The following is a 20,464-nucleotide window of genomic DNA, read 5'->3' as shown; positions in this document are numbered from 1 at the left end:
TGCGTCCTTGTGGATGCATGCGCATTTGCATGTTGTATATGACGTGCATGTGAACTTGCACGAATTGAGCGTGCGAGGATCCTCTCCCTCACACGCCTTAGTCGAAACTGTCGATGAGCTGCCCCAGCTCCTCAAGCTGTTGCAGGGCAGCCTTGGGGTCTTGCTGTGCCATGCACAGCACCAGGCCATTGCAGATAGCCATCGGCACGGTCAGCGTTTGGAAGGCGTCCTGCGAGCCAGCGCGCGGCGCAAACAGGAGATGGTCGGCCGAAGGCACCAGCGAAGGGCCGACACTGCCCGAAATCGTCACGGACACCGCGCCCTTGGATTTTGCGTGGTTTATCAGCGCTGCGTAGTGGCTGGGCTGGCGGCGGAAGGCAAAACCGATGATGGCGTCATCAGCGCTCATGCCCAAAACCTGTTCGGCCAGATCACGGCCTTCGCCGTGCAGCACAACGGTATCGCGTCCCATGCGGCGCAGGCGTCGATCAATAAGAACCGCGAGGGCCTCGGCATTGCCACGGGCAAAGATGTAAATGCGGCGCGCCTTGTGCAGCGCCTGGGCGGCGGCTATCAGCTTGCCATCGTCGACATATTTCTGAAGCCCGGCAAGGGCTTCCATTTCTCGCGTCACAAGATCTGTGAGCAGGCCGGCAGTGGTCGTCTGCGCCAGCGTGTTGCGCACCCGCGTTGCCGGGTCCGTCTTGACGATGAATTCTTCCTGTATCGCGGTGCGAAAACCGGCATAATTAGGATAGCCAAGTTTCTTGGCGAGTCGAGACGCGGTCGCTTCATGCACGCCGATGCGCTGGGCCAGTTCGCTGGCCGTGCCCAAGGCCACGTCACGCGGGCTGGCAATCACCTGCTTAATAAGAAGGTGTTCCGCTGGCGTTAGACTTTCTGCCGCTTCTTTGACGCGCTCGAGCACTGACATAGCCATCTCCCCGTCTGTAGGGCTTATCGTAGTGCAAGTTTTCTTGCAATATAATATTTTTATGCAAGTTATCATGCGTTGCGCGTTATGTGGTCAGCTTGACTGTGCCCCTGCCTATCGGACCGTTTGCGCCAATTAGTCCTATACAGGCAAAGCCCCTGCGGCTTAGGCTTGATGGAGTCTAACACAGGGATCGGGAGAACGACTTTGGACCACAAGCGAGTTGGTAACAGCGGCCTCAAGGTTTCTCGTCTCTGCCTCGGCTGCATGACCTATGGCGCGTCCAACGAGGGTAACCATCCCTGGACCCTACCCGAAGAAGAGAGCCGTCCTTTTATCCGCCAGGCTCTTGACCTCGGCATAACCTTTTTTGACACGGCGAACGTCTATTCCGACGGCAGTTCCGAAGAAATCGTCGGTCGTGCCATCAAGGACTTTGTGCGCCGCGAGGATGTCGTTCTCGCCACCAAGGTCAACGGCGCCACAAGGCGAACCGATGCCAACGCAACTGGCTTGTCTCGTCGCGCGATCATGCGCGAGATCGACGCCTCGCTCACTGGAGTGGACCCCTTTTCACCGGACAGTCGGCGGTTGGGTTTAGGCACTGAGGCGCAGGAACTCGCGTGGTGAGCGGAACTTGAGCCCGGAGTGCGGGTGGACCTCACAATAATCCTCGATCCATTCGGGCAACAAGGCCAGGATGGTCTCGGCGTCTGGAAGTATGACGGTTGAGGCGTAATCCCTCTTCAAGGTTTTGACGAAGGCTTCGGACATGCCATTGCTTTGCGGGCTTCGTACCGGGGTAAAGAGCAGGTCAATGCCCAGTGCTGCGGCCACCTGTGCAGTCTGCCGGGCGATATAGGCGCTGCCATTGTCCGACAGCCATTCGAGCCGGTGTGGGACCTTGAGTGTGCGGAAGCGGCGCTCGACGGCAGCGATCATCAGATCACAGACCATCTCGCCGGAGATGCCGGCATTGGCAACAGCTGACCAGGCGATGATCTCGCGGTCACAAGCGTCGATGACGAAAACGATCCGCACCACCTCTCCATTGCGGGCATGAATCTCCAGATGATCGGAGCACCAACGGATATTGGAGCGTAGGGCAACCACAACTCCGTCGTGGGTGCGGGTGGGCCGGAGAGCCGTATGCTTTTGAAGGGTGAGCCCGTTCTGCTGCATGACCCTAAGCACACGCTTGGTGTTGACGACGGCCTTGCCTGCCTTACGCCGCTGCCTGTTGAGCAATGCCGTGACGCGACGATAACCATAGGTGGGGCGCTGGTGGATGATTGGGCGCAGCTCGGCAAGAAGGGTAACATCCTCGGGCTTGCGATAAGGTCCGCGTGGCTTGGCAGGCTTGCTGGCGCGCTCGGCCAGGTTGGACCTGGAGACACCCAGAGTGCGGGCAACGACGCTCATTGGGTATCGTCCTCGAGATTGCTCCACGACAGCAAGGGCGAGGTCCGTTTTTTTGGGCGGGCGAGATCCAGGGCCTCCCTCAAGATCTCGGCTTCCATGGTCTTCTTGCCGAGCATGCGCTCGAGGTCACGCACGCGCTTTTCCAGATCGCGAACCTGAGAGGCGCCAACAACATCTTCATCGGCCTGGACAGCCGCGTGGCCGCCCTCGAGCATCCGGCGCTTCCAGGCGAAAAGCTGAGACGGAGAAATGCCAGCCTGGCGGGCCACATAGGAAACGCTCATGCCTGGCTGCGTGGCTTGCTCAACCAGCCGCACCTTCTCGGCCACTGACCAGCGACGGCGGCGCTGCACGGAGGTGATGACTTCGACCCGTCGAAACGGCTCGTCGGTACTCTTGGACATAGTCGTACTCATAGGCGCATGCCTATGCCTTATCGGCTATGCCGACTGTCCGGTCAAAATGGGGTGCGCTCCACTCACCCGCCTCCAGACCGATTACGTCGACCTCTACCAGATCCATCGCTGGGACAATGACACGCCTATAGAAGAGACTTTGGAGGCGCTGCACGACGTCGTGCGGTCGGGAAAGGCAACCTATATCGGCGCCTCATCCATGTCGGCCTGGCAATTCTCCAAGGCACAGTATGTGGCCAAAATGAACGGCTGGACGCCCTTCGTTTCCATGCAGAACCAACTTAGCCTGCTTTATCGCGAGGAAGAGCGCGAGATGCTGCCACTCTGTGCCGATCAGGGCGTCGGGATCATTCCCTGGAGCCCGCAGGGGAGGGGGTTGCTGACGCGTCCCTGGGGGCAGGCTACTGGCCGCTCCGCGACCGACAATGTCATTCCCAAGGTCTATGGCAACACCGCCGAGATGGATCGTGGCATCGTCGATACTGTTCAAATGGTAGCCCAGCGGCACGGCGTGCCTATGTCGCAGGTCGCCCTCGCCTGGGTTCTGCAAAATCCTCTTGTCACAGCCCCCATCATTGGCGCCTCCAAGCCGAACCACCTTGATGATGCCGTTGCTGCATTGGCGCTGAAGCTCAGCCCGGAAGACATTGCGGATCTTGAAGGCGCTTATCGGCCGAGGGCGGTGGTGATTTAGGGCGGATTGGTATTTTGGTCCGTGTTCGGAAAGCGCGGGAAAATAGGTCGCTCAGACTTGAAAACGCGGGCTATCGGGACAAATCACGAACTGGGCGAGCGTGAGCGTCAAACGGTACGCGTCGCCGCTGAAAAGCGATGCCTTCTTTGACTGCTGGTTTGCTGATCCGATCCATTCGAAAATGACGGAAACCATCGCGCGCGGGATCCCATGCCACCAAATACCAAAGCGGCGGTAGGATGAGCAGGGCATGCGGCTCAACGATACGATTGGTTATTGCCCCCTTTGCGTCACGGTATCTAAAGTCCAATTGTTGTCGCTGGAGAAAGGCAGTTTCGAACGTGGGCAGCAGTTCAGCGTCCATCGCCGCCAGATCGGAAATGTTCACCAGCGGGGAAAGCTGACCGACATAGAGGCAATCCAGAAGCCGGCGCAGGTCTCGCACCTTGTCTGGTGGCAGGGCTTTTTCGATTTTGGCAAGTCCGTCATCCGCCAAGCCCACAAATGGCAAATTCCCTGCAGCCCGCATGGAAGCGACGCTGATGAGCAAAGCAAAGACCTCGGCTACTGATAGCCTTGCCGTGGCCTGAACCGATTGCGGATCAAGTTGCAGCCCTCCACCACGACCCGGTTCGGAATGGATTACGAAGCCCGCGTCGCGCAATACGATGATGTCACGCAGTATGGTGCGTCTGGATGCGCCAACCGCCGTTGCCAGGTCAGCGACCGTCGAAGTGCCGTTGCGGCGAAGGCTGCGCACTATGGCGTCATGTCGAAGGCGAACATTCATGCCGCAACCTACCGTCTTTTAGTGTCAGCTTTTGGCACCATTAGTTCCTAGTCGATCACGGTGCAGTGCATCCGGCCACCAAAGCTTGGTGCCTGAAGGGCAGGTAAATGCCGAGAGCCATAAAAGGACATATCGTGTCGACCACAACCGAATTTCCCCAGCCGACCCTGATTTCAATCAACGGCATTGAATTAGAGGTCTTCGAAGCAGGGCGTGAAAACGCAGGAAATCCAATGGTGCTCTGCCATGGATGGCCCGAGCATGCCTATTCCTGGCGGTATCAGATGCCCGCTTTTGCCGCTGCCGGCTACCATGTCATCGTCCCCAACCAACGCGGTTATGGCAATTCATCTCGTCCGAACGAGGTGATAAAATATGACATTGAACATCTGACAGGCGATCTTGCAGCACTTCTCGATCACTATGGGTACCAGGATGCGACCTTTGTCGGCCACGACTGGGGCGCCTCGGTCGTTTGGGGACTGGCGCTGTTGCATCCAGGCCGGGTCAACAAGATCATCAATCTGAGCTTGCCATATCAAGAGCGAGGCGAAATGCCGTGGATCGAGTTCCTGGAACTGATCTTGGGCAGCGACTACTACTTCGTTCATTTCAACCGGCAGCCTGGTGTAGCGGATGCAATTCTGGACAAGAATGTGCGCCGTTTTCTCGTCAACCTGTACCGGAAAAATGTGCCTCTCCAGACGCCCGAACCGGGCATGGCGATGATAAATCTCGCTAGAGCGGAAACCCCGCTCGGTGAGCCCGTAATGAGCGAAAATGATTTGGCGGTTTACGCCTCTGCCTTCGAAAAGTCCGGTTTCAGGGGCGGCATCAATTGGTACCGAAATCTTGACCGCAATTGGCACCTGTTGGGAGAAGTGGACCCCATCATCCATCATCCCACGCTCATGATTTATGGCGATCGGGATGTGATCCCAAAATCTGAAAAGCTGGCAGAATTCGTGCCCAATGTGGACGTATTGAGCTTAGATTGCGGCCATTGGATCCAGGAAGAAAAGCCGCAGGAAACCAACGCGGCGATCTTGGACTGGCTGGCACGCAAATCCACAATCTGATCCTTCAGCTTTTCGGCCTCCTTGCTCATGACTGTGGCCGGGGCTGAAGTAACACCCGGCCTGCCGGTAAAGGCCAAGGACGCCAGCAAAGTGGCAAGCGACTGCTTTGGCCATACGAAGCGAGAAAGCAGTCCTTCCGCTTACCACCCCCATTCAGACGTCCTGATCCATGAGTATGGTAGTGTTGAAGCAGAGAAACTAAAGTAGTTCCAAAATTTTTGTTTTATAAGAATTGTTTTGATTTTCAATATTTTAACTCCATAATCGAAAATTGCCCTAATAATATTTTTGTAAATTTTGCGTCATTGGATTTTTGCTGTCAATTGTCTGCATGCTTCGTCCGGAGGTTGTCCGTCTTGGGATCGCCCGTTGGAGGAATTCGACGGCGTTCGCGATCGGATCTTCCGCCATGATCTATGCCTGTCCGAGTTGATGGCCAATCGCCAGATTTCGGGCGCTTTCGACCTGGCTACCGGAACCGCCAAAATGCCACAGAAGAAGGAGCGCATACTCTTCAAACTGCCTATAGAACGTCTTCGGCGACCTCGTCATGGGACCCTTTTCCTCCGGCGAACCGAGTGGATCGTAAGATTGTGGCCAGGACGAAAATGTGAGGGAGCACGTTTTTCTGTCTAACCCCGAGCGCGAGCGATTGTCTGCGAGCGCTCGAGGAGCGTCTGTCTGCCTCTAGGCCATTCTTACCAGCGTGTCGGAGGAACCCAACACCATCATGTCGGGTAACCATCCGCTGAGTAAGACACCGCCATGTCGTAAACGCTGAACATCTTAAATGTCTCGCCTTCGCGGCTGAGCATCCAGTAATTCGTTTCTTTTTCCCGTGGGCGCCCAACTAGGTCAGAATAGACATGCGCGCACCAGTCTATGGCTTCATTGGAACGCGTTGCGGGAATGCGTAGCTCGCCAGCGTCGTCGAAGCTGCAAAGGTCATCCCAGCAAAGGCCAACGAGATACCACGTCCAGAGGTTATCGTCGTCGCTTTTGGAATAGTTGATTGCACGAGGAAGCACCTCCAAGGTAGGACAATCAGTTTCACGACTAATGGCCTTCAGCGCGGTCTCGAGACAGGTGTCCCCCGTCTGAATTGCACACTCGTACCACTTGCCGCGCCAGACAAAGGCGACAGAACTCGGCGACCAATCAATGTGCTGCTGGGTATTCGTTTTGGGCGTCATCGGACTCACTCAATTCTCACAACAAAAAAATGCTCAGGCCAAAAGAGATTCGTTGCAATAGCTACGGCGAACTTTTTGGCTACCGTGAGCGTTGGACGCAGACGCCCGCGCTGAGACGTCAGGTCGCCTGGTGCGACCGTGACCGCTAGAGTGTGATGACGAAGCCTGGGTCAAAACTGGTCCCGGCATACCCGTCGGCAAAGGCATAGCCACGAGGATTGCAGACCAACCGGCATGCGCCGATGCGATAGTCTCGGAACTGATGAATGTGGCCATGAAGCCAGGCGGCCGGCGCATTTTCACCAACGAGTAGATGTCCGAGGTCGGATGCGAAGCAATAGTCTAGGTCCCCGCCTGAGCTAATGTCGAGGGATCTGGAATGCGGCGCGTGGTGGGTGGCCACAACGGTGGGGCCATGAAATGGTGTCTTGAGAGCTTCGGCGATGAACAGGCGGCTCTGAAAATGGGCCACGATCGTATCCTCGGGTCGCAGACGCCGATGCGCACGGTTTTGGTGTGCAAATGCCGGCTGCCAGATAAGTCTATAATCTGCAAGGCCGTTTCGACCGGAAGCTCTTCTGATTTTCTCTGAGAGAGAGGCACTGCCAATCGAACAGAAGTCTGACCACAGGGTGCTGCCGATAAAGCGGATGCCGGCAATGTCGACGATATCGTCAGAGAGAAGCGTGATGCCACGTTTGTAGGCGCGCTCCCGGCCGGCATTCAGGATCTCCGACACGGTCTGGATGTCAGCACTTGAGGAGCAATAATAGTCGTGGTTGCCGGGAATGTAGACGACACGAGCGCCCGCGAACCGATCTGCCAACCAGTCGATTGCTGCCGCCAACTGCACCGAGGCGTCACCGCAGACGACCACCACGTCAAATGATGCCGGCGCAGCCAGGGCCGGGTCAAACCTGGTCAGCGGATGACGTCCATAAATCGTTTTCGCATACTCTTGGTGTAAGTCGGACATAAGCCAGATCTTCGACACGCTCTATCACTCCATGATCGTGGGTAGGGGCGTCACAATGCCAGCACTTCGGAGTTCGCGGCCTGGAATGTCTGGGAACGACCGCAGCAGATGGAGGCACTGCTGGTTCCTCGCAGGCCTTTCGGCGCCTCCATTGCATCAGCGCTGCACGTAGTGACGTCGCAGCTTCAGCGCCTTCAGCGCGAGACCGGCAGCCTTCGCACTCTCGCCAGTGTCAAAGGTTTCAATCCGCTCATGGCCCCAAGAGCCGATCCGCCCCCAACGTCGAACGAGGGACCACCGGCCAAACAGATCCGGCTCTGTCATGAGGTAGTAGAAGCGCGCCATGTTGCGGCTCGCGTCGATGCGCTCGAGGTAGATGAGGTTGAGATCAGCGTCACTCATTGGGTAACCCTCTGCGCTCAACCCTGCGGCGTCCAATTCATTTTTAGAATCGAGTAGGGCCGGTCGATTCACACCTGTGATGCGGAGATAGACAGGCAGTGACAGCCGTTTGCGATAAAAGTTAATTGCACACGATCGTGTGCAATTAACCATGCATTAACCATGATCGGTGCAAACAATTCTTGCATTCACGCAACGTTTCGGCAGGTGAGGAGGGCAAGCGCCATCGTGAGGACTCGATAGTCCGTAATTTCTGCGAATAGCAGTGAACCCTTCCCAGATTTTCACGCCGTCTACTGGGATTTCACGAACATCATCTGGGCGTGAGAACCGTACCAAACCGTTCTCATTGGCCGTCGGGAAAAGCCTGAATACCCTTATCCGTGCCTCTTCGACCAAGCATGGTAAGCGCAGCACGGCTACTCGCCAGCGCTGCCGCCTGCCCTGTCGGAATGGCCTGACGGGAATCTGGTCCCTCGATCACGTTCGGTCAGTTCACCCACCATCTCGGTATGCAACCACCTCAATGATCAATGGAGGGGGACGTGGAATTTTCGTGCCTAGAGCAACAGCTCATTACGAGTGCCTTTCGCGAAGCGAAGGCGAAAGAGATTTTTGATGGCGGTCTTTATGCAAGCTCTTCGCTAGGGAGGGAGGCCCCCGATTCAACTGACGATACGACTATGCCCAACTCTGTTGGGCTGGCGGCCCTGTTCATGCTGGCAGCAGGACTTGGTTCGCTAAACACGTTTGAAAATGCCCGTGAAGGCGGTTCTCTGACGATTATTGAAGTGGAGAGTTCGCTCTGGGTCCCCGCGGTCGCGAAGGTTTTGTCCGATGCGTTGAGACCGTTCGGCCGCGTCAGCCACGGATTAAGCGGCGGGAGCTTCGGCCACATGAGCTCATACAACCACTATATCGTCGTGAGCGCAGGGGGATCGTCCGGCCGGTATCTTCCGCGCGCCAAAGAGAAGGTGGAGTGGGATATCCCTGACCTCGCGACGATTGTTGAAGCGATCTCTACGCGGGCCGCTGTTTACATCGTCGTGCCAACAGGATCAGACGAAATTCCGCCCATGGTCCGGACCGCCGCCGACCGGGTCCTGACTGTAACAAATCCAACCATGCAGGTCCTGTCCAAGCTGACCCACGTGTTTGGCGCCAGCGGTCCCTTGGAAGACGTACCGGCTCCCGAGGCAATCGATCCCTATCGAATGGCGATCGCTTTTCGGGGGCGATACGAGCAACAGAAAATATCTCAGCTTCTGCGCTTTCCGGCGGACGCCGATGGGGTCAAGAACTCGTCAACGGGCAATCCGGACGCTTTGGATTCTATTCATGGAATGGACACGCTCAAAAGCTGGTCGCGCGATCTCAAGCATGACCTGGAACAGATCGCCGCTGGCACGGCCAAGCTGACTGATCTGTCCCGTGGCCTGCTTGTTTCTGGCCCCCCTGGGCAGGGTAAGACCAGGGCCGCCAAGGCGATCGCGAGCTTTTCCGGCCTGCCGCTATTTCATGGGTCGGTCTCAAACTGGCTCGGAACGGGCGGTGGGCATCTGGGATCATTCCTCGTCGCCCTGCGTCGAGCATTTGCTTCGGCAGCGAAAGCGGCACCCAGTCTGCTCGTCATCGACGAGCTCGACGCTATTCCTGCGCGTGGCAAAGATTCTAGTTTCTGGGACGCTGCCATCGCCGGCCTCCTCGAAGCGCTGGATGGCTTGTCTTCCGTTCCGGGTGTGGTCGTCATCGGGCTGTGCAATCGGCCGCTCGTTACGCTTGACCCTGCGTTACGGCGCGCTGGACGCTTTGACCATCACCTGACTCTTGAGCCGCCCAAACTGGCCGATATCGTGGGCATGTTTCGCAGCTGCCTCGCGCCAGATCTTCAGGATTTGGATTTTGGAGACTTGGCAGTCAGGGTACTTGGCTGCAGTTACGCCGATGTCGACCGGATCTGCAAGGATGCACGCCGTAAAGCGCGTCGGCACGGTCGCACGGTTGCGCTCGCCGATATTGACAACGTTTTGGCTCAGGAAGCCGGTGGGTCCGAGGGGGAACGATTGCGCACTGCGACCCACGAAGCCGGGCATGCACTCATCGCACATGTCAGTGGCGTCCCCATCCAGTACATCTCGATGACGATCGCGCGTTTCAATCACGGCGCGGACGGCCTGTTCATGGCGGACCTCGACAACTTCGGCGGCACGATGAGCCAGGTCTTGACGATGGCAGGGGTCGCGTTGGCAGGACGCGCAGCAGAAATTGCCATTTTCGGCGAGGCAGCCTTTGGAAGCAGTTCCGACCTTCGCCTGGCCAATGGCCTTGTGATGCGGGCCCTCGCCTCGGAGGGATTGGGGGGCGGGGTGTGCTGGCTCCCTGCTCAGCGCCTCTTTTCCGGGCGAGCTCCCGAATGGGTTTTGGCTGATACAGAAAGTCTGCTGCAGGACTGCGCAGCCAGCGTCGCGAGCAAGATCGCGTCGCTCCTGCCCCAGCTCGTGCGACTGCGTGACGCCCTTCTTGACCGACACTATCTCGATGCCAGTAGCATTTCCGATTTGCTCAGCGATGTTCCTACCCATAAGCCCCGGGGGGACGCCGCGTGATCATCGATACGATGGGCCTGACGGCCAGCCATCTTGCCGACGGGGTCGGCAACTTTGTCCATATCCCCTACCGTATTGCAAACCAAGGCCTATTTCTGTTTTCGAAGGAAGCAGACGTTGCCCTTGTGGTGCTGCCGGTTACCAGCATCGAGGACCCCACATTCCTGCGCTGGCTTGGTTTGCGCGGCATCTACTCGGTGGAGGATATCAATGGGTCCTTTGCCCGCATAGGCGAGGGGCGCGTCATCGAGCGTCTCCGCCGGCATCGCAAGGCGCCTCTCCTGTTGCCTGGTCGCGTTGTCGCCGCCTTCGGACTATCACGTGAATGGCCCTATGTCGCGCGTCGTTACCTTGAGGCGCGACTTGCTTCGAGTTGGGTCGCCGGCGGAAATAGTCTGGTCACACGCACCTTCAATTGGACAATTCTCAATAACAACCCGAGCCTGCGCGCAGAGCTCGACGGTAGGCACGATGCATTGTGCGAAATGATCCGCACGACCGAGCGCATTCTCGACAATGATGCAGATGAGTTCACCGAAGTGCCATCAGGTACGCGCTTTTTTCGCGATGTCTTGCGCACGGAGAGGGCAGAAGAAGATGCCCCCGACGAGTCGGGTTGGACGGAAGTCAGGATCGAGCAGCAGCGCGCGGTCGCGCATGCGCGAACATTCCCACCCGGATCGCGCCTTCGTTTCGAGGATGGATTGATCCGCGCTTTGGCCGTCGTTCGTCGGGACGCCGTGGTGCTGGAGCCGGGATCGACTGTCTACACCAGCACCGGCCAGCAAGCCGGCCGGAACTTCCGAAAAACCCATTCCAGGTTTCTTGCCGCGGCTCAGGTCGAGCAAGAATGCGAGGTTGGCATCACGCGCGTGGCCGTCACTGCGGATAGCGCTGCCTTCCTCATTAAAGCGGCCACCGGAGGCAGAGTTCATGTCGCCTCGCGCTGGCAGATCGTTTAGCACTAGGGGTAGTTATGCTCGATACCGATGATATCTCTGAAGACCTACTTTTTGGGGCCGACGCGATCGCCGAGTTCCTAGGAACGGACCGCCGGCAAGTCTATCATTTCCACCAGATGCAGTATCTTCCGATCTTCCGGATCGGCTCCACACTTTGTTGTCGTCGGTCGACCATTGCCAACTGGATTCTCGAACGCGAGCGGGCCAATCAGTCTTACAACCGGGGTCTGAGCCGTTAGCTGGGCCCTCCGCCGTCAGCCATGCGCGCCGGTTCTGCACCTTGCAGGGCCGGCGCTATTTTCTTACTGAGGACTTCGGGAAAAGCACCGCCGGCCGTGCGTCCAGGTCGAGTAGCACCACATCGAGGTCGCTTAAAACCTTGAGACACAATGCGATCGTATCGACCGCAATGCTGTCGCTGTCTTTCTCGACATTCCCGACGGTCTGTCGGTCGATGCCCGCCAGACGCCCGAACTTCCTTTGATCAAGGGTCATGCCGACTCTTGCGGCCAACATTTGCGATCCGCGGGATGTTTTGGGGGGTAGAATGACGCCAAGACGACCACTGATCTCTAGAAACTCCACCCCGTGGCGCTCGAGCGCGTGTTGGCAGGCCAGCAGCATCGCGACATAGATGGTCGCACCCTGCTCGATCGCCGCTACAGTATTGCGGTGAACCCCGGCCTCGCGGGCAAGCTGGGCCTGGCTCATACCGAGTGCGCCGCGTGCTGCTCGAATTCGCGCGAATGGATCCAACATGCCAACTCGATGGCACAGGCTAAATTCGAAATCCAATCTGCCATTAACAAGGATTGCATGAAGCACACGATCGTGTGCTTCATGCCAGTTATCTACAGGGCGATCTTTGAAAAAACAGGCTTCCGAATCGAATCGAAGTGCGATCAGGAGGCTCCGATTGGCAGGCAAAATCCTCTGGCCTCGACTCCCTTGAGTGCGGTTCTTAAAAAGGCAGTCGGGCTGACGTCAGCTCCATGCCGTTGCCGGTCATTAACGCACTGCTGCTAGACAGAAAAAAACGGGGGTGCCAGTGTCGACAGTAAACCAGATCATTGATCAAATTCGGTGGACCGGGAAGGGCTATGCGCGCCCCCGCGGCCTGCCCTACCTGCTGAACTCTTTCAAAGCACTCGCCAAGGCAAGGATTTTGACGGACGCCGCAGATGACCGGCTAGCCGACGCGCTTGAGGGCTGTGCTGCACAGCCTGACCTGTTCTTCAACGATATAATCGTCCGTGTCCTCGCCGATCCAGACAATTTCCGGAACCGTGCGATATGGGCGTTTTACTGGGCGGTTGTGGAGGCAGAGCATGACCTGGCCCGAGATTACGATCTCAATGCCAACGAAGACGGACTTAACGGCGCGTTCCTGAAAACCATTGTAAGCTCGGCCCGCGCATTCCAGCACGGGAGCATTTCCGATGGCGCCCGCACCATGATCGGAGCCACGCATCTGGTGCGCAAATGGAACGAGGGTCGCACGGGTGCCGACTTCGCCATGGTTTTGGCTTTCCAGGAAGACGGCGTGGCACGCTATTTCACGACGATTGTACAGGCCAAGATAGCCAAGCGGCGGAGTGTCAATATCGACAGGGCGGCGGGTGAGACGACCCAGCTTGAAAAGCTCTATGCGTCTGGGATTGGACAGTACCTCTTCTATAACGAGTTTGAGTCTAACGTGCCCACCGGGATGAGTGCACAGCTGGTGTACGACCAGCACAAGGCCAACTACGTCGACAGCCTGGATTTCGGCGATGATTTTGCCGCGCGTATGGCGCTGCTGGTTCCCTATGAGCAGGTTGTCGACGCCCCTGCCCTCGATTCACCTGAGGCTGCTCTGGAGCGTGTTTTTTCGACCCATATCCCCGACATTGCTCACTACCCCGTCCTCGTTGCCGTGCTCAATGAACGGGGCTTTTCACACGATGAGGTGGAGGCGGTTCAAAAGCGGTGGAACAAGGCGCTCGAGCGATGCGAGAGAGCATATCGTGCCCAGCATACGCCAGACGATGATCGCGAGAACGATGCGACTGGATTTAACATCTGAGCACCCTTCCCCTGATTTTGGCCTCGCCGCAATGCTCGGATCATGAGCGGCCTGGTCTCTTGAGTATCTGCGATGGAATTGTGAGCGATCCTCGTCGAAAATTCGAGCATCTTCCTCGCGGCTGTCACACGGCTGGTCTGGCGGCGGTATTGCTTCACATCAACCGTCGGTGAGGCGCATCCTATGCCATTCGATCGGCGGACCCTACCCTTGATCACGTTCGGATCGTCGGCCCCAGCCACTGAGCTGGCTCCGATACGACATCTGGAAAGGGGCCGTCTGCAATTGGTTGGGACCAGTTTTTGGGCTTGTCAAATGCACGTTGCCGGTGACTGGCTGGATGCCAATTCGATGACGGCAGGCCATCGCAGATTTTCGGTTTTTGGGCGAGCGCATCGTCGCGGCCGAACATGCCCTCGCGCGTGTTGCAAAAGCGACACATCTCAAAACGGTGGGTGCGGCTGGAAGGTCACCAATGCCTAAAAATCAATCCTTGTGGCAGCATGTGCGCTAGACAGTGGAATTAAGTGTTTATTGTCAGTGTGTTACGACTATCAATAACAAGACAGCGCATCGAAGCGCATTTCCGTCGGAAATGAGTTTCCACACCCGACCGTGCATTTCACAAATAATAAAACGTTTAAAATCAACGGCTTGAAGAATTGGAAAAAAGGATTACGCGGCAATCCTTCAGCGTTCTATTTCAATCCGAAAATCGCGAAACATTATTCCTCCGTCACAGGCCGTGACAGATCTTCCGTGGCAGCATTTACAACCACACGCCCTCCAATTGACCTCCGCCACCCGTCCCACAATGCTTAGCGCGTCGAGTAACCACAGACGCAAAGAAAGGCACATTGTGGGACACAGGGTCGAAGTGCGTAACAACGGGAGGGTGGTCCATGTCGCGGCCATCCGCAGCATCCAGGGCAACCGTCGGGAACTTAATCGCAACACCAAGGCAGAAGCGCTCGGTATGATCGACCGGCTCGATGCCACAGTGCGAGAGGACCAGACTTTGGCGAGCTTTCTCACGTTCATGGGTGAGCACCTCGATCACTACTTCTCCGGACCCCTGATGTGGCAGATGCGTTATGCATGGGGGAAGATACTCAAGGGGGTGGCGGCCGATCCAACCGCTCCCCTCCTGTTCGGTCTGAGCGAGACCCCGATCGACGCGCTCTACGAATGGTTGCTGCAGGCCGGCCTGGAGCCGGGGACCGTCTACGCTTATATCGGCCACATCGCGCGCGCGCTCGATGTTGCAATCGGTCAAGGCCGAATGGAATCGAACCCTGCACGTGCGTTCCACCGTAAGCTTGAGCGACCAAAGAGCAGAGGTCTCAACCTGCCTGCACAGGGTTGCGCAACCACGCTCGAACCGCATCTTTGCGAAGGCTTCCAGCTTGCGCTTGGTTTTTCCGCGTACGCTGCGTTGACCAGCTCAGAATCGATGGCACTTCGCGGCTGCGATGCGGACCTCGACCCCGATTACCCTATCGTTCGTGTCCAGAACCGCGTGTGCAGTCGAACCGGTCAGCTCGTTCCCGTAAATCTGGCGGACCGTCGCACCGTGCCTTTGCCCGATAGCCCGTTCACTGAGCAATTGCGAAACCACCTGCGCACGATCGGTCGAAATGATTTCGTCATCCAGCACTCCGGTACCAGGCGAGAAAACATTTCCCGCACTCACATGCGCCGGCTGTTCTACAAAGCCCTCGAGCAGGCGCAGGTGGCTGCGGAGGTCTGCAATCTCGAAACCATGAAGCCTTTTGTGCCCGACGACTTTCGCGACCGCTGCATAGTGGATTGGCTCAGTGACCACGAAGCCAACGTCGTAAAAATTCAGGCGCAATCCGGGTACGCCAATCCTGAAGTCTTCTTTAACCGCTATTTCGCCTATGCAGAACGTCCCGATGCGTGGCTCTCGATTGAAGACGCAATAACTGCCATGGCCGAGATGGTTTAGACGCCAGGCCCTCTGCTCGACCCTCACTCACCTCCAACCCATCGACAAAACGCCCAGCGGATTCCTCCCGCCGGTCAGACACATCCTTAGGAACAACAACATGAAGTCGACCAATAAGCCTAAACAGTTCATTGCGAACGTGAAACACCGTGAGACAGGTCGCCGCCGCCGCAAGCTTCACAAGACTGCAACGGCAGCAAAACTTGCCGAAGCCAGGGACGCGGTCTTGCAGGAAAAACTAGCGACCCTGGGAACGACAACACTCGCAGACGCCGGACAAGCCTTGTTGAACAGGCTTGTGCTTTCAAAGAAAGAAAAAGTAGCCCAGGCATTGGAAGTCAGCCTTCGCTGTCACCTCAACACACTCTTTGGGGCTAAACAGCTTCGCAACGTTACCTACCAGTACATCGTGGACATCGGCCGGGCTATCCAGGCCCTGCCGTTTGCCCTGAACAGCGTCAAGCGTATAATGCGGGACTTTTTCAAAGTTCTTCGACACGGATTCAAGGACGTACCCTTGGTTGCGCGTTTCCCTAGCCAAGTGCCGGAGCTTTGCGTCCGCGGAGCATACGGGTGCAGGGCGATCGTCAACCAGCATCGTCCCATCCCGATTGGTGCCGAGCTAGAGGCCAGGCTAACATTCGCCCAGGGTCCGCTCAAAGTCTTCCTGCACCTGCTCGCGCATGCCGGTCTTCGCCCCGGCGAGGCCATCGCGCTGCGGGTTGGCGATGTGGATCTGGCAAAGGGCATAATGCGCATTCGCGCCACGACCGATTGGGCAGGCAATCGATCAAAGCCAAAGACAGCAGCGGGTATCCGTACCGTGCCCATGAACTCTGTCCTGCGCGCATTACTGGCGAACTGGATTGAGCAAAACGCACTGGGGCTCATCGATCAGGTGCTCAGCGACAAGGCTGGGACTGTCCACCTTTATAATTATTTGCGCGACAAACACGACGTCTTGGAGCGTCGGCTCAACCAGCAGCACTATAATTTTCATCTCTATCGTTCCGCTTGCGTCACCATCTGGCTTTTTGCCGGCCTCAATCTGATGCTTGTCCGCGAATGGATTGGCCACGCTCACTTGAGGATGACCGTTCAGGTTTACGGCAACGCCATTGCCGTGGCCGATGATTTGTGGCGCAAGCGCAGGACGGCAAACGATAACGCCACAAAGAGCCCGCTTGAACGCGTTCAAGAAGCCCTCGCCCTTGTGAAAAACACTGTGGGTCGCAAGCGCTCCGCTTAGTTGACCTTGGCGATCGGCCTGCCGATGACGGTACCGCTTCCGTCATCGGTGGGCCATTCCGCGAGCCGATGCACAGTTCGGCGCGAACGTTCCCAACGTTCAAGACATCGGTCAAATGCCGGATGCTTATAATCGGCATCGAAGTTTTGCCGGGTTGAGAGAAAAATCCAGAACTGGCCGCTGCGGGCATTGCGTCACCGGATGTCTGGTCGCTCGTTCACGCCTCTCTTGCCGCTGCTGACGACCAAATCAATATCCATGATCGACAAGAGGCTTTGGCTGCCGTGTGTCGGATCTGAAACTAGAAGTCGCGGCAGCATTAGGTATCGGTTAGAACCGTCCCTTCATCAATCGCGCTACCTCGTGCTGGACGAAGTCGTACGACACGCTTTCTGCGTCGAACCGCTCGAAAAGCTGGGAGACAAGGGGCACCAATACACCCGCCAGATCCTCTCTCAGTTTTTTCACGGGAATATCCGCCTCGAGCAGGACCTCATCGCTGCGCGCTGGCCGCCCCTCCAAAAACATACCAGATAGCGGGTTGGCCCAGCTTTTAAGCTGACGGCCGCGAAGGCCCGAATAGAGGACCCTCACCTTCACGCTTAACGTGTCTGGGTCGTCCTTTGCCAAATGGGTTGCCAGATGGCTGGCATGGAGAAGAATTTCGCCTAGCCGCCATATGGGCAGTGTGGAGTCGAAGACGGTCGCTGGAGGAAAGGTTTCCTGTCCATCCTCCTGATACCCGCGGATCAGGAACATGCGTCCCGAAGGCACCCCGCGCCAGAAGTCGCAATGAGCAGCGTCTGAAAAACTGCGAGGCACGAGGTGATCGGGCGCGAGCCAGCTTTCAATCGCACCATCCACCTCACGCGGCCGCGTTTCCTCTCGGCTCATGAACATGAATGCGGGCCAGCCTGTGTATTTTATGTGCGCGACTTTCTCGAGCATCCGCTCAAAATCGCCAGTTGTGATTGCCTTTAGCTCACCTTTGAAGCAGTAGTCGGCACGGTAGAAGCCATCAGGAAAGCGCGCTGGGTTTTCAGGCGGAAGGTCCGTTACCAACATCTGCCAGCGCTCGATTGACTCGCGCAGGAAGCGCTCCTGCGCGCCCATTTCTTTCGGCTCATCGAGCAGACCTACAACGCGAAGAATGTCAAAAGCCTTTGCAAGGCTGAGTGTTGTCTCGCCGCGTTCAAATGCAGCCATGGTCGGCGCGCTCACCCCTGCAAGGGCGGCGTGCTCGCGCTTGGTCATCCGGCTTTCTCTACGGCGCTCGATCGTTTCATCAATCAGCTTCTGCCAGTTGAGAAGCTCTACTCCTCGAAGAGACGCAGGCATTGATTCCTCACAACTTCCGCAAAGCGACTTATAAATCCATCTGGCGGCTCGCCGTCGGGGACTTTGATGGGGTTTTTGTCGATTTGCTTTTTCAGATCGCGCAAGGCGAGTTCGACAGCTCGTTCCTGAAGACCGATTGCGACGCCAAACTGACGAAAGAGCGCACCGTTGAGCTCTTCAATGTTGCGAACCTTGCCTAGCAAAGAGAGACCGAAGTTGCGATCAAGATTCTCGTAAAGCGCAGTGTTCAGGACATCATAGACAGGCGACAGCCGAAGGCCGTCTTTGTCTTCGAGCAGCGAGAAATTCTTGAGATGTGCGTCGCAATTGGCTAGCGCTGCGAACACGATAAGCCGACGGAACAGCTTATCGAGATCAATTATCGGTCTCGAAGAGTGCCTCTTGATGACCTCTGCGACCTCTTCGTAGCTGCTTGCGTATTTTCCGTCGTACTTCGCCCCTCTGGGTTTGGCGAGAATCTGCGCGAAATCCTCCAGCCTGAGCTTGCTCCCCTCTGGAGTGCGGTCAAAGCGCTCCACGACCAGGGCGATTTCATTCTCTACCTGACCGAGCCTGAAGCTGGTAACTTCCTGAGCGCCCAGAATTGAAGCCGCCCACGTGAGAGAGCGAAACTCGTTTCTGACGAGTGTGGTCTCTGACTCAGAATTGAACTTGGCGATAAATGGTGCCGGACCATCTCTCCCAGCGGGAAAGAAGTCATCGCCGCTTTTCACCACGAGGAGCTTTTTTTGCACACCAGAAAGCGTCTTACCGGGTGAGGGAGATCCTTCCTTGATGACAGGGATTTCAGCCTCATCGAGCGGACGGAGACCAACGGCGCCGATGCAGTCTTCGCCATAGGCTAACAGAAGGGCGAAGTCGTTCTGCTCGTCTTTGATATGGGCCCCGCGTGCCTGCTTCTCTCGTAGCCAACCTTCTGGGCCTAAATGCTGGAAGTATGGATGAAGCCCGTTTTCCCAGTTATGCTCCTTCTGGGTGGCGGGAAAACAGCAAGCGATGTCGGTCTCCCACTCCTTATGGTAGGTGAACCGCGTTCCTCCCGCTATAGTCTGTTCTAGGGTGCCGGCTGACTTGTCCTTGTAGAGGACATCCGCCCGGTATAGGTTTTCAGTTATAGCTTCATTTCCCCTAATTGGGCCAAAATTCGAGCCAATTTGATAGCTCAGGTTTCATTATGGGGCATTTCTTTAAAAAAATGAAGCCGTAGTTTCCTTTTTGATTTTGGATGCGGATTATGTAGGCATTGCCTTCAAATTGGCGAGGTCTCACCCTGCGAACGACCTTGAAGGAAGCTGCGCTTTCAATCTAGTCTGTGAAAGTCGGGGACACACTCAGCTCAAAGCCTCTACAAGGTCGCACGTCTCGAAATTGAGCAGAAATTGGGCGTATGATGTATTGAAGATGTCGGAAATGTACTCCCTGACTTCAACTACATCTGACCGGTCGCGGCAACGTGACATATCATAATTTCCAGATTGTGTAATGCTGAACAGCTGAACAGAAACAGTGCGTGAAATATACCGCGCTGATATATCGGTTAATCCCCAACTGGATGGCCCCTTCCGTTTTGGACTTGGCGTTGAAATCTCGCAGCACGGTGCTGTCTAAATTGATAAACACATGAGAGCTCCTCCCTTCGTCGGCAAGGGGAATGACGACGGTACCATTACCCATATTCTGACCTTTGTCGGACATTTGCTCCCATGAAGTCGTGCCATTGCGACCGTCCTGACCGCGCAGTAATCGGCTCCGGTAAGCGCATTACTCATTGCTGATTGATGCGCTGACGTCATCGTACCGACGCTGGAGGTCTTTGCTCTACTGTGCGCTGCAAATGCTGTGGAAGCATGGAGCGTGAATGCAGCAAGTCGCGATGTCGGCTTCCGAGAAATTCATAGTGCTCTGTGCACGACGAAAATGGTCGAAAGCGGCCCTGCCCCGGCAGATATGCGCCCCATTTCTGCCGCCCAGACTGCCATTTCGAGCTCCTAAAAGCGGTCAGTCCGCCCTGGTCCCGACGACGTCGAGAACGGGCTGGGTCGCGGAGGAGCGGCAGCCAGCAACTCGTGTAGCCATCCGCCAGGGTCCGAGCAGCCCTACCCAGGGAAGTGCACCATCTATGCATCGGAGCCTGAACACTCGGCTGACGCGAAGACGAACTCGCGCCTTGGTCACGAGATGCTTTATTGCTTCAAGTTGCCTACCACGACTAAGTTGAAAAGCCCTGACGTTGCCCCCAACTTCTATCCAGCGTGAAGTAGACTCGGGCGGTTGGTTTGGCCGATCTGGCCGGGGTGAGTGACGGGGGCTGGCGCGGAGCTGGTCATTGAGCGGAGCGGCAGATCCCG

At 56.8% G+C, this 20,464-nt stretch carries 16 protein-coding genes and 3 pseudogenes; 9 read left to right on the top strand and 10 right to left on the bottom strand.

What is annotated here, in order from left to right; all coding sequences use genetic code 11:
* Positions 1-97 precede the first annotated feature (97 nt).
* Complete coding sequence (locus tag DevBK_RS20425) at positions 98-934, bottom strand: MurR/RpiR family transcriptional regulator (protein ID WP_317186839.1); 837 nt, start codon at positions 932-934, stop codon at positions 98-100.
* Positions 935-1,108: 174 nt separating this feature from the next.
* Between DevBK_RS20425 and DevBK_RS20420 the strand changes: the two are divergent.
* Positions 1,109-1,489: pseudogene (locus DevBK_RS20420) on the top strand (aldo/keto reductase); the annotation flags it as partial.
* Positions 1,490-1,531: 42 nt separating this feature from the next.
* Here DevBK_RS20420 and DevBK_RS20415 read toward each other — a convergent pair.
* Positions 1,532-2,760, bottom strand: a protein-coding gene (locus tag DevBK_RS20415; RefSeq protein ID WP_317186838.1) for an IS3 family transposase whose coding sequence is annotated in 2 segments (ribosomal slippage) — positions 1,532-2,412 and positions 2,412-2,760 — 1,230 coding nt in all. Because the reading frame shifts where the segments join, the coding sequence is not laid out codon by codon here.
* 73 nt (positions 2,761-2,833) lie between these two features.
* Here DevBK_RS20415 and DevBK_RS20410 point away from each other — a divergent pair.
* Positions 2,834-3,466 (top strand): annotated as a pseudogene (locus DevBK_RS20410) (aldo/keto reductase); the annotation flags it as partial.
* Positions 3,467-3,536: 70 nt separating this feature from the next.
* On the opposite strand, the gene DevBK_RS20405 reads toward DevBK_RS20410, so the two are convergent.
* Complete coding sequence (locus DevBK_RS20405; protein WP_317186837.1) at positions 3,537-4,256, bottom strand: helix-turn-helix transcriptional regulator; 720 nt, start codon at positions 4,254-4,256, stop codon at positions 3,537-3,539.
* Between the two features lie 134 nt (positions 4,257-4,390).
* Here DevBK_RS20405 and DevBK_RS20400 point away from each other — a divergent pair, with 134 nt between their 5' ends.
* Entirely contained in the window at positions 4,391-5,335 is a 945-nt protein-coding gene (locus DevBK_RS20400; RefSeq protein ID WP_317186836.1) for an alpha/beta hydrolase, read from the top strand.
* A gap of 728 nt (positions 5,336-6,063) precedes the next feature.
* Here the strand turns inward: DevBK_RS20400 and DevBK_RS20395 are convergent.
* From DevBK_RS20395 to DevBK_RS20385, 3 genes are all read right to left on the bottom strand, one after another.
* On the bottom strand, positions 6,064-6,528 hold the full coding sequence (locus DevBK_RS20395) for a hypothetical protein (protein WP_317186835.1): 465 nt from the start codon (positions 6,526-6,528) through the stop codon (positions 6,064-6,066).
* A 145-nt stretch (positions 6,529-6,673) separates the two neighbouring features.
* Positions 6,674-7,522 carry a metallophosphoesterase gene (locus tag DevBK_RS20390; RefSeq protein WP_317186834.1) on the bottom strand — a complete coding sequence of 283 codons (849 nt, stop codon included), beginning with the start codon at positions 7,520-7,522 and terminating at the stop codon, positions 6,674-6,676.
* A 138-nt stretch (positions 7,523-7,660) separates the two neighbouring features.
* Entirely contained in the window at positions 7,661-7,906 is a 246-nt protein-coding gene (locus DevBK_RS20385; RefSeq protein WP_317186833.1) for a WGR domain-containing protein, read from the bottom strand.
* A gap of 545 nt (positions 7,907-8,451) precedes the next feature.
* On the opposite strand from DevBK_RS20385, the gene DevBK_RS20380 reads away from it, so the two are divergent.
* The 3 genes from DevBK_RS20380 to DevBK_RS20370 are packed head-to-tail and all read left to right on the top strand — an operon-like array spanning position 8,452 to position 11,713.
* Entirely contained in the window at positions 8,452-10,512 is a 2,061-nt protein-coding gene (locus tag DevBK_RS20380; protein ID WP_317186832.1) for an AAA family ATPase, read from the top strand.
* Complete coding sequence (locus DevBK_RS20375; protein WP_317186831.1) at positions 10,509-11,474, top strand: hypothetical protein; 966 nt, start codon at positions 10,509-10,511, stop codon at positions 11,472-11,474. Before DevBK_RS20380 ends, DevBK_RS20375 begins: the two co-directional genes overlap by 4 nt.
* 14 nt (positions 11,475-11,488) lie before the next feature.
* The gene (locus tag DevBK_RS20370) at positions 11,489-11,713 is read left to right on the top strand and encodes a DNA-binding protein (protein WP_317186830.1); all 225 of its coding nucleotides are present in this window, start codon (positions 11,489-11,491) and stop codon (positions 11,711-11,713) included.
* A 55-nt stretch (positions 11,714-11,768) separates the two neighbouring features.
* On the opposite strand, the gene DevBK_RS20365 is transcribed toward DevBK_RS20370, so the two are convergent.
* Positions 11,769-12,233, bottom strand: a complete 465-nt coding sequence (locus DevBK_RS20365) for a helix-turn-helix transcriptional regulator (protein ID WP_317186829.1) — start codon at positions 12,231-12,233, stop codon at positions 11,769-11,771.
* Between the two features lie 289 nt (positions 12,234-12,522).
* Here DevBK_RS20365 and DevBK_RS20360 point away from each other — a divergent pair, with 289 nt between their 5' ends.
* The 3 genes from DevBK_RS20360 (at position 12,523) to DevBK_RS20350 (ending at position 16,757) form a co-directional block, all read left to right on the top strand.
* Positions 12,523-13,539: a hypothetical protein gene (locus DevBK_RS20360; RefSeq protein WP_317186828.1), complete on the top strand. Its 1,017-nt coding sequence runs from the start codon at positions 12,523-12,525 to the stop codon at positions 13,537-13,539.
* 895 nt (positions 13,540-14,434) lie between these two features.
* Positions 14,435-15,508 carry a hypothetical protein gene (locus DevBK_RS20355; protein ID WP_317186827.1) on the top strand — a complete coding sequence of 358 codons (1,074 nt, stop codon included), beginning with the start codon at positions 14,435-14,437 and terminating at the stop codon, positions 15,506-15,508.
* 100 nt (positions 15,509-15,608) lie between these two features.
* Positions 15,609-16,757, top strand: a complete 1,149-nt coding sequence (locus DevBK_RS20350) for a site-specific integrase (protein WP_317186826.1) — start codon at positions 15,609-15,611, stop codon at positions 16,755-16,757.
* 330 nt (positions 16,758-17,087) lie between these two features.
* On the opposite strand, the gene DevBK_RS20345 is transcribed toward DevBK_RS20350, so the two are convergent.
* The 3 genes and pseudogenes from DevBK_RS20345 to DevBK_RS20335 form a co-directional block, all read right to left on the bottom strand.
* The gene (locus tag DevBK_RS20345) at positions 17,088-18,095 is read right to left on the bottom strand and encodes a helix-turn-helix transcriptional regulator (RefSeq protein WP_317186825.1); all 1,008 of its coding nucleotides are present in this window, start codon (positions 18,093-18,095) and stop codon (positions 17,088-17,090) included.
* The gene (locus DevBK_RS20340; protein WP_317186824.1) at positions 18,071-18,850 is read right to left on the bottom strand and encodes a HipA domain-containing protein; all 780 of its coding nucleotides are present in this window, start codon (positions 18,848-18,850) and stop codon (positions 18,071-18,073) included. Before DevBK_RS20340 ends, DevBK_RS20345 begins: the two co-directional genes overlap by 25 nt.
* Positions 18,851-18,985: 135 nt before the next feature.
* Positions 18,986-19,162: pseudogene (locus DevBK_RS20335) on the bottom strand (HipA N-terminal domain-containing protein); the annotation flags it as partial.
* Positions 19,163-20,464: the final 1,302 nt, after the last annotated feature.

It is taken from the genome of Devosia sp. BK (assembly GCF_032907385.1).
GTDB lineage: Bacteria > Pseudomonadota > Alphaproteobacteria > Rhizobiales > Devosiaceae > Devosia.
This window is presented reverse-complemented; position numbering and strand designations above follow the sequence as displayed.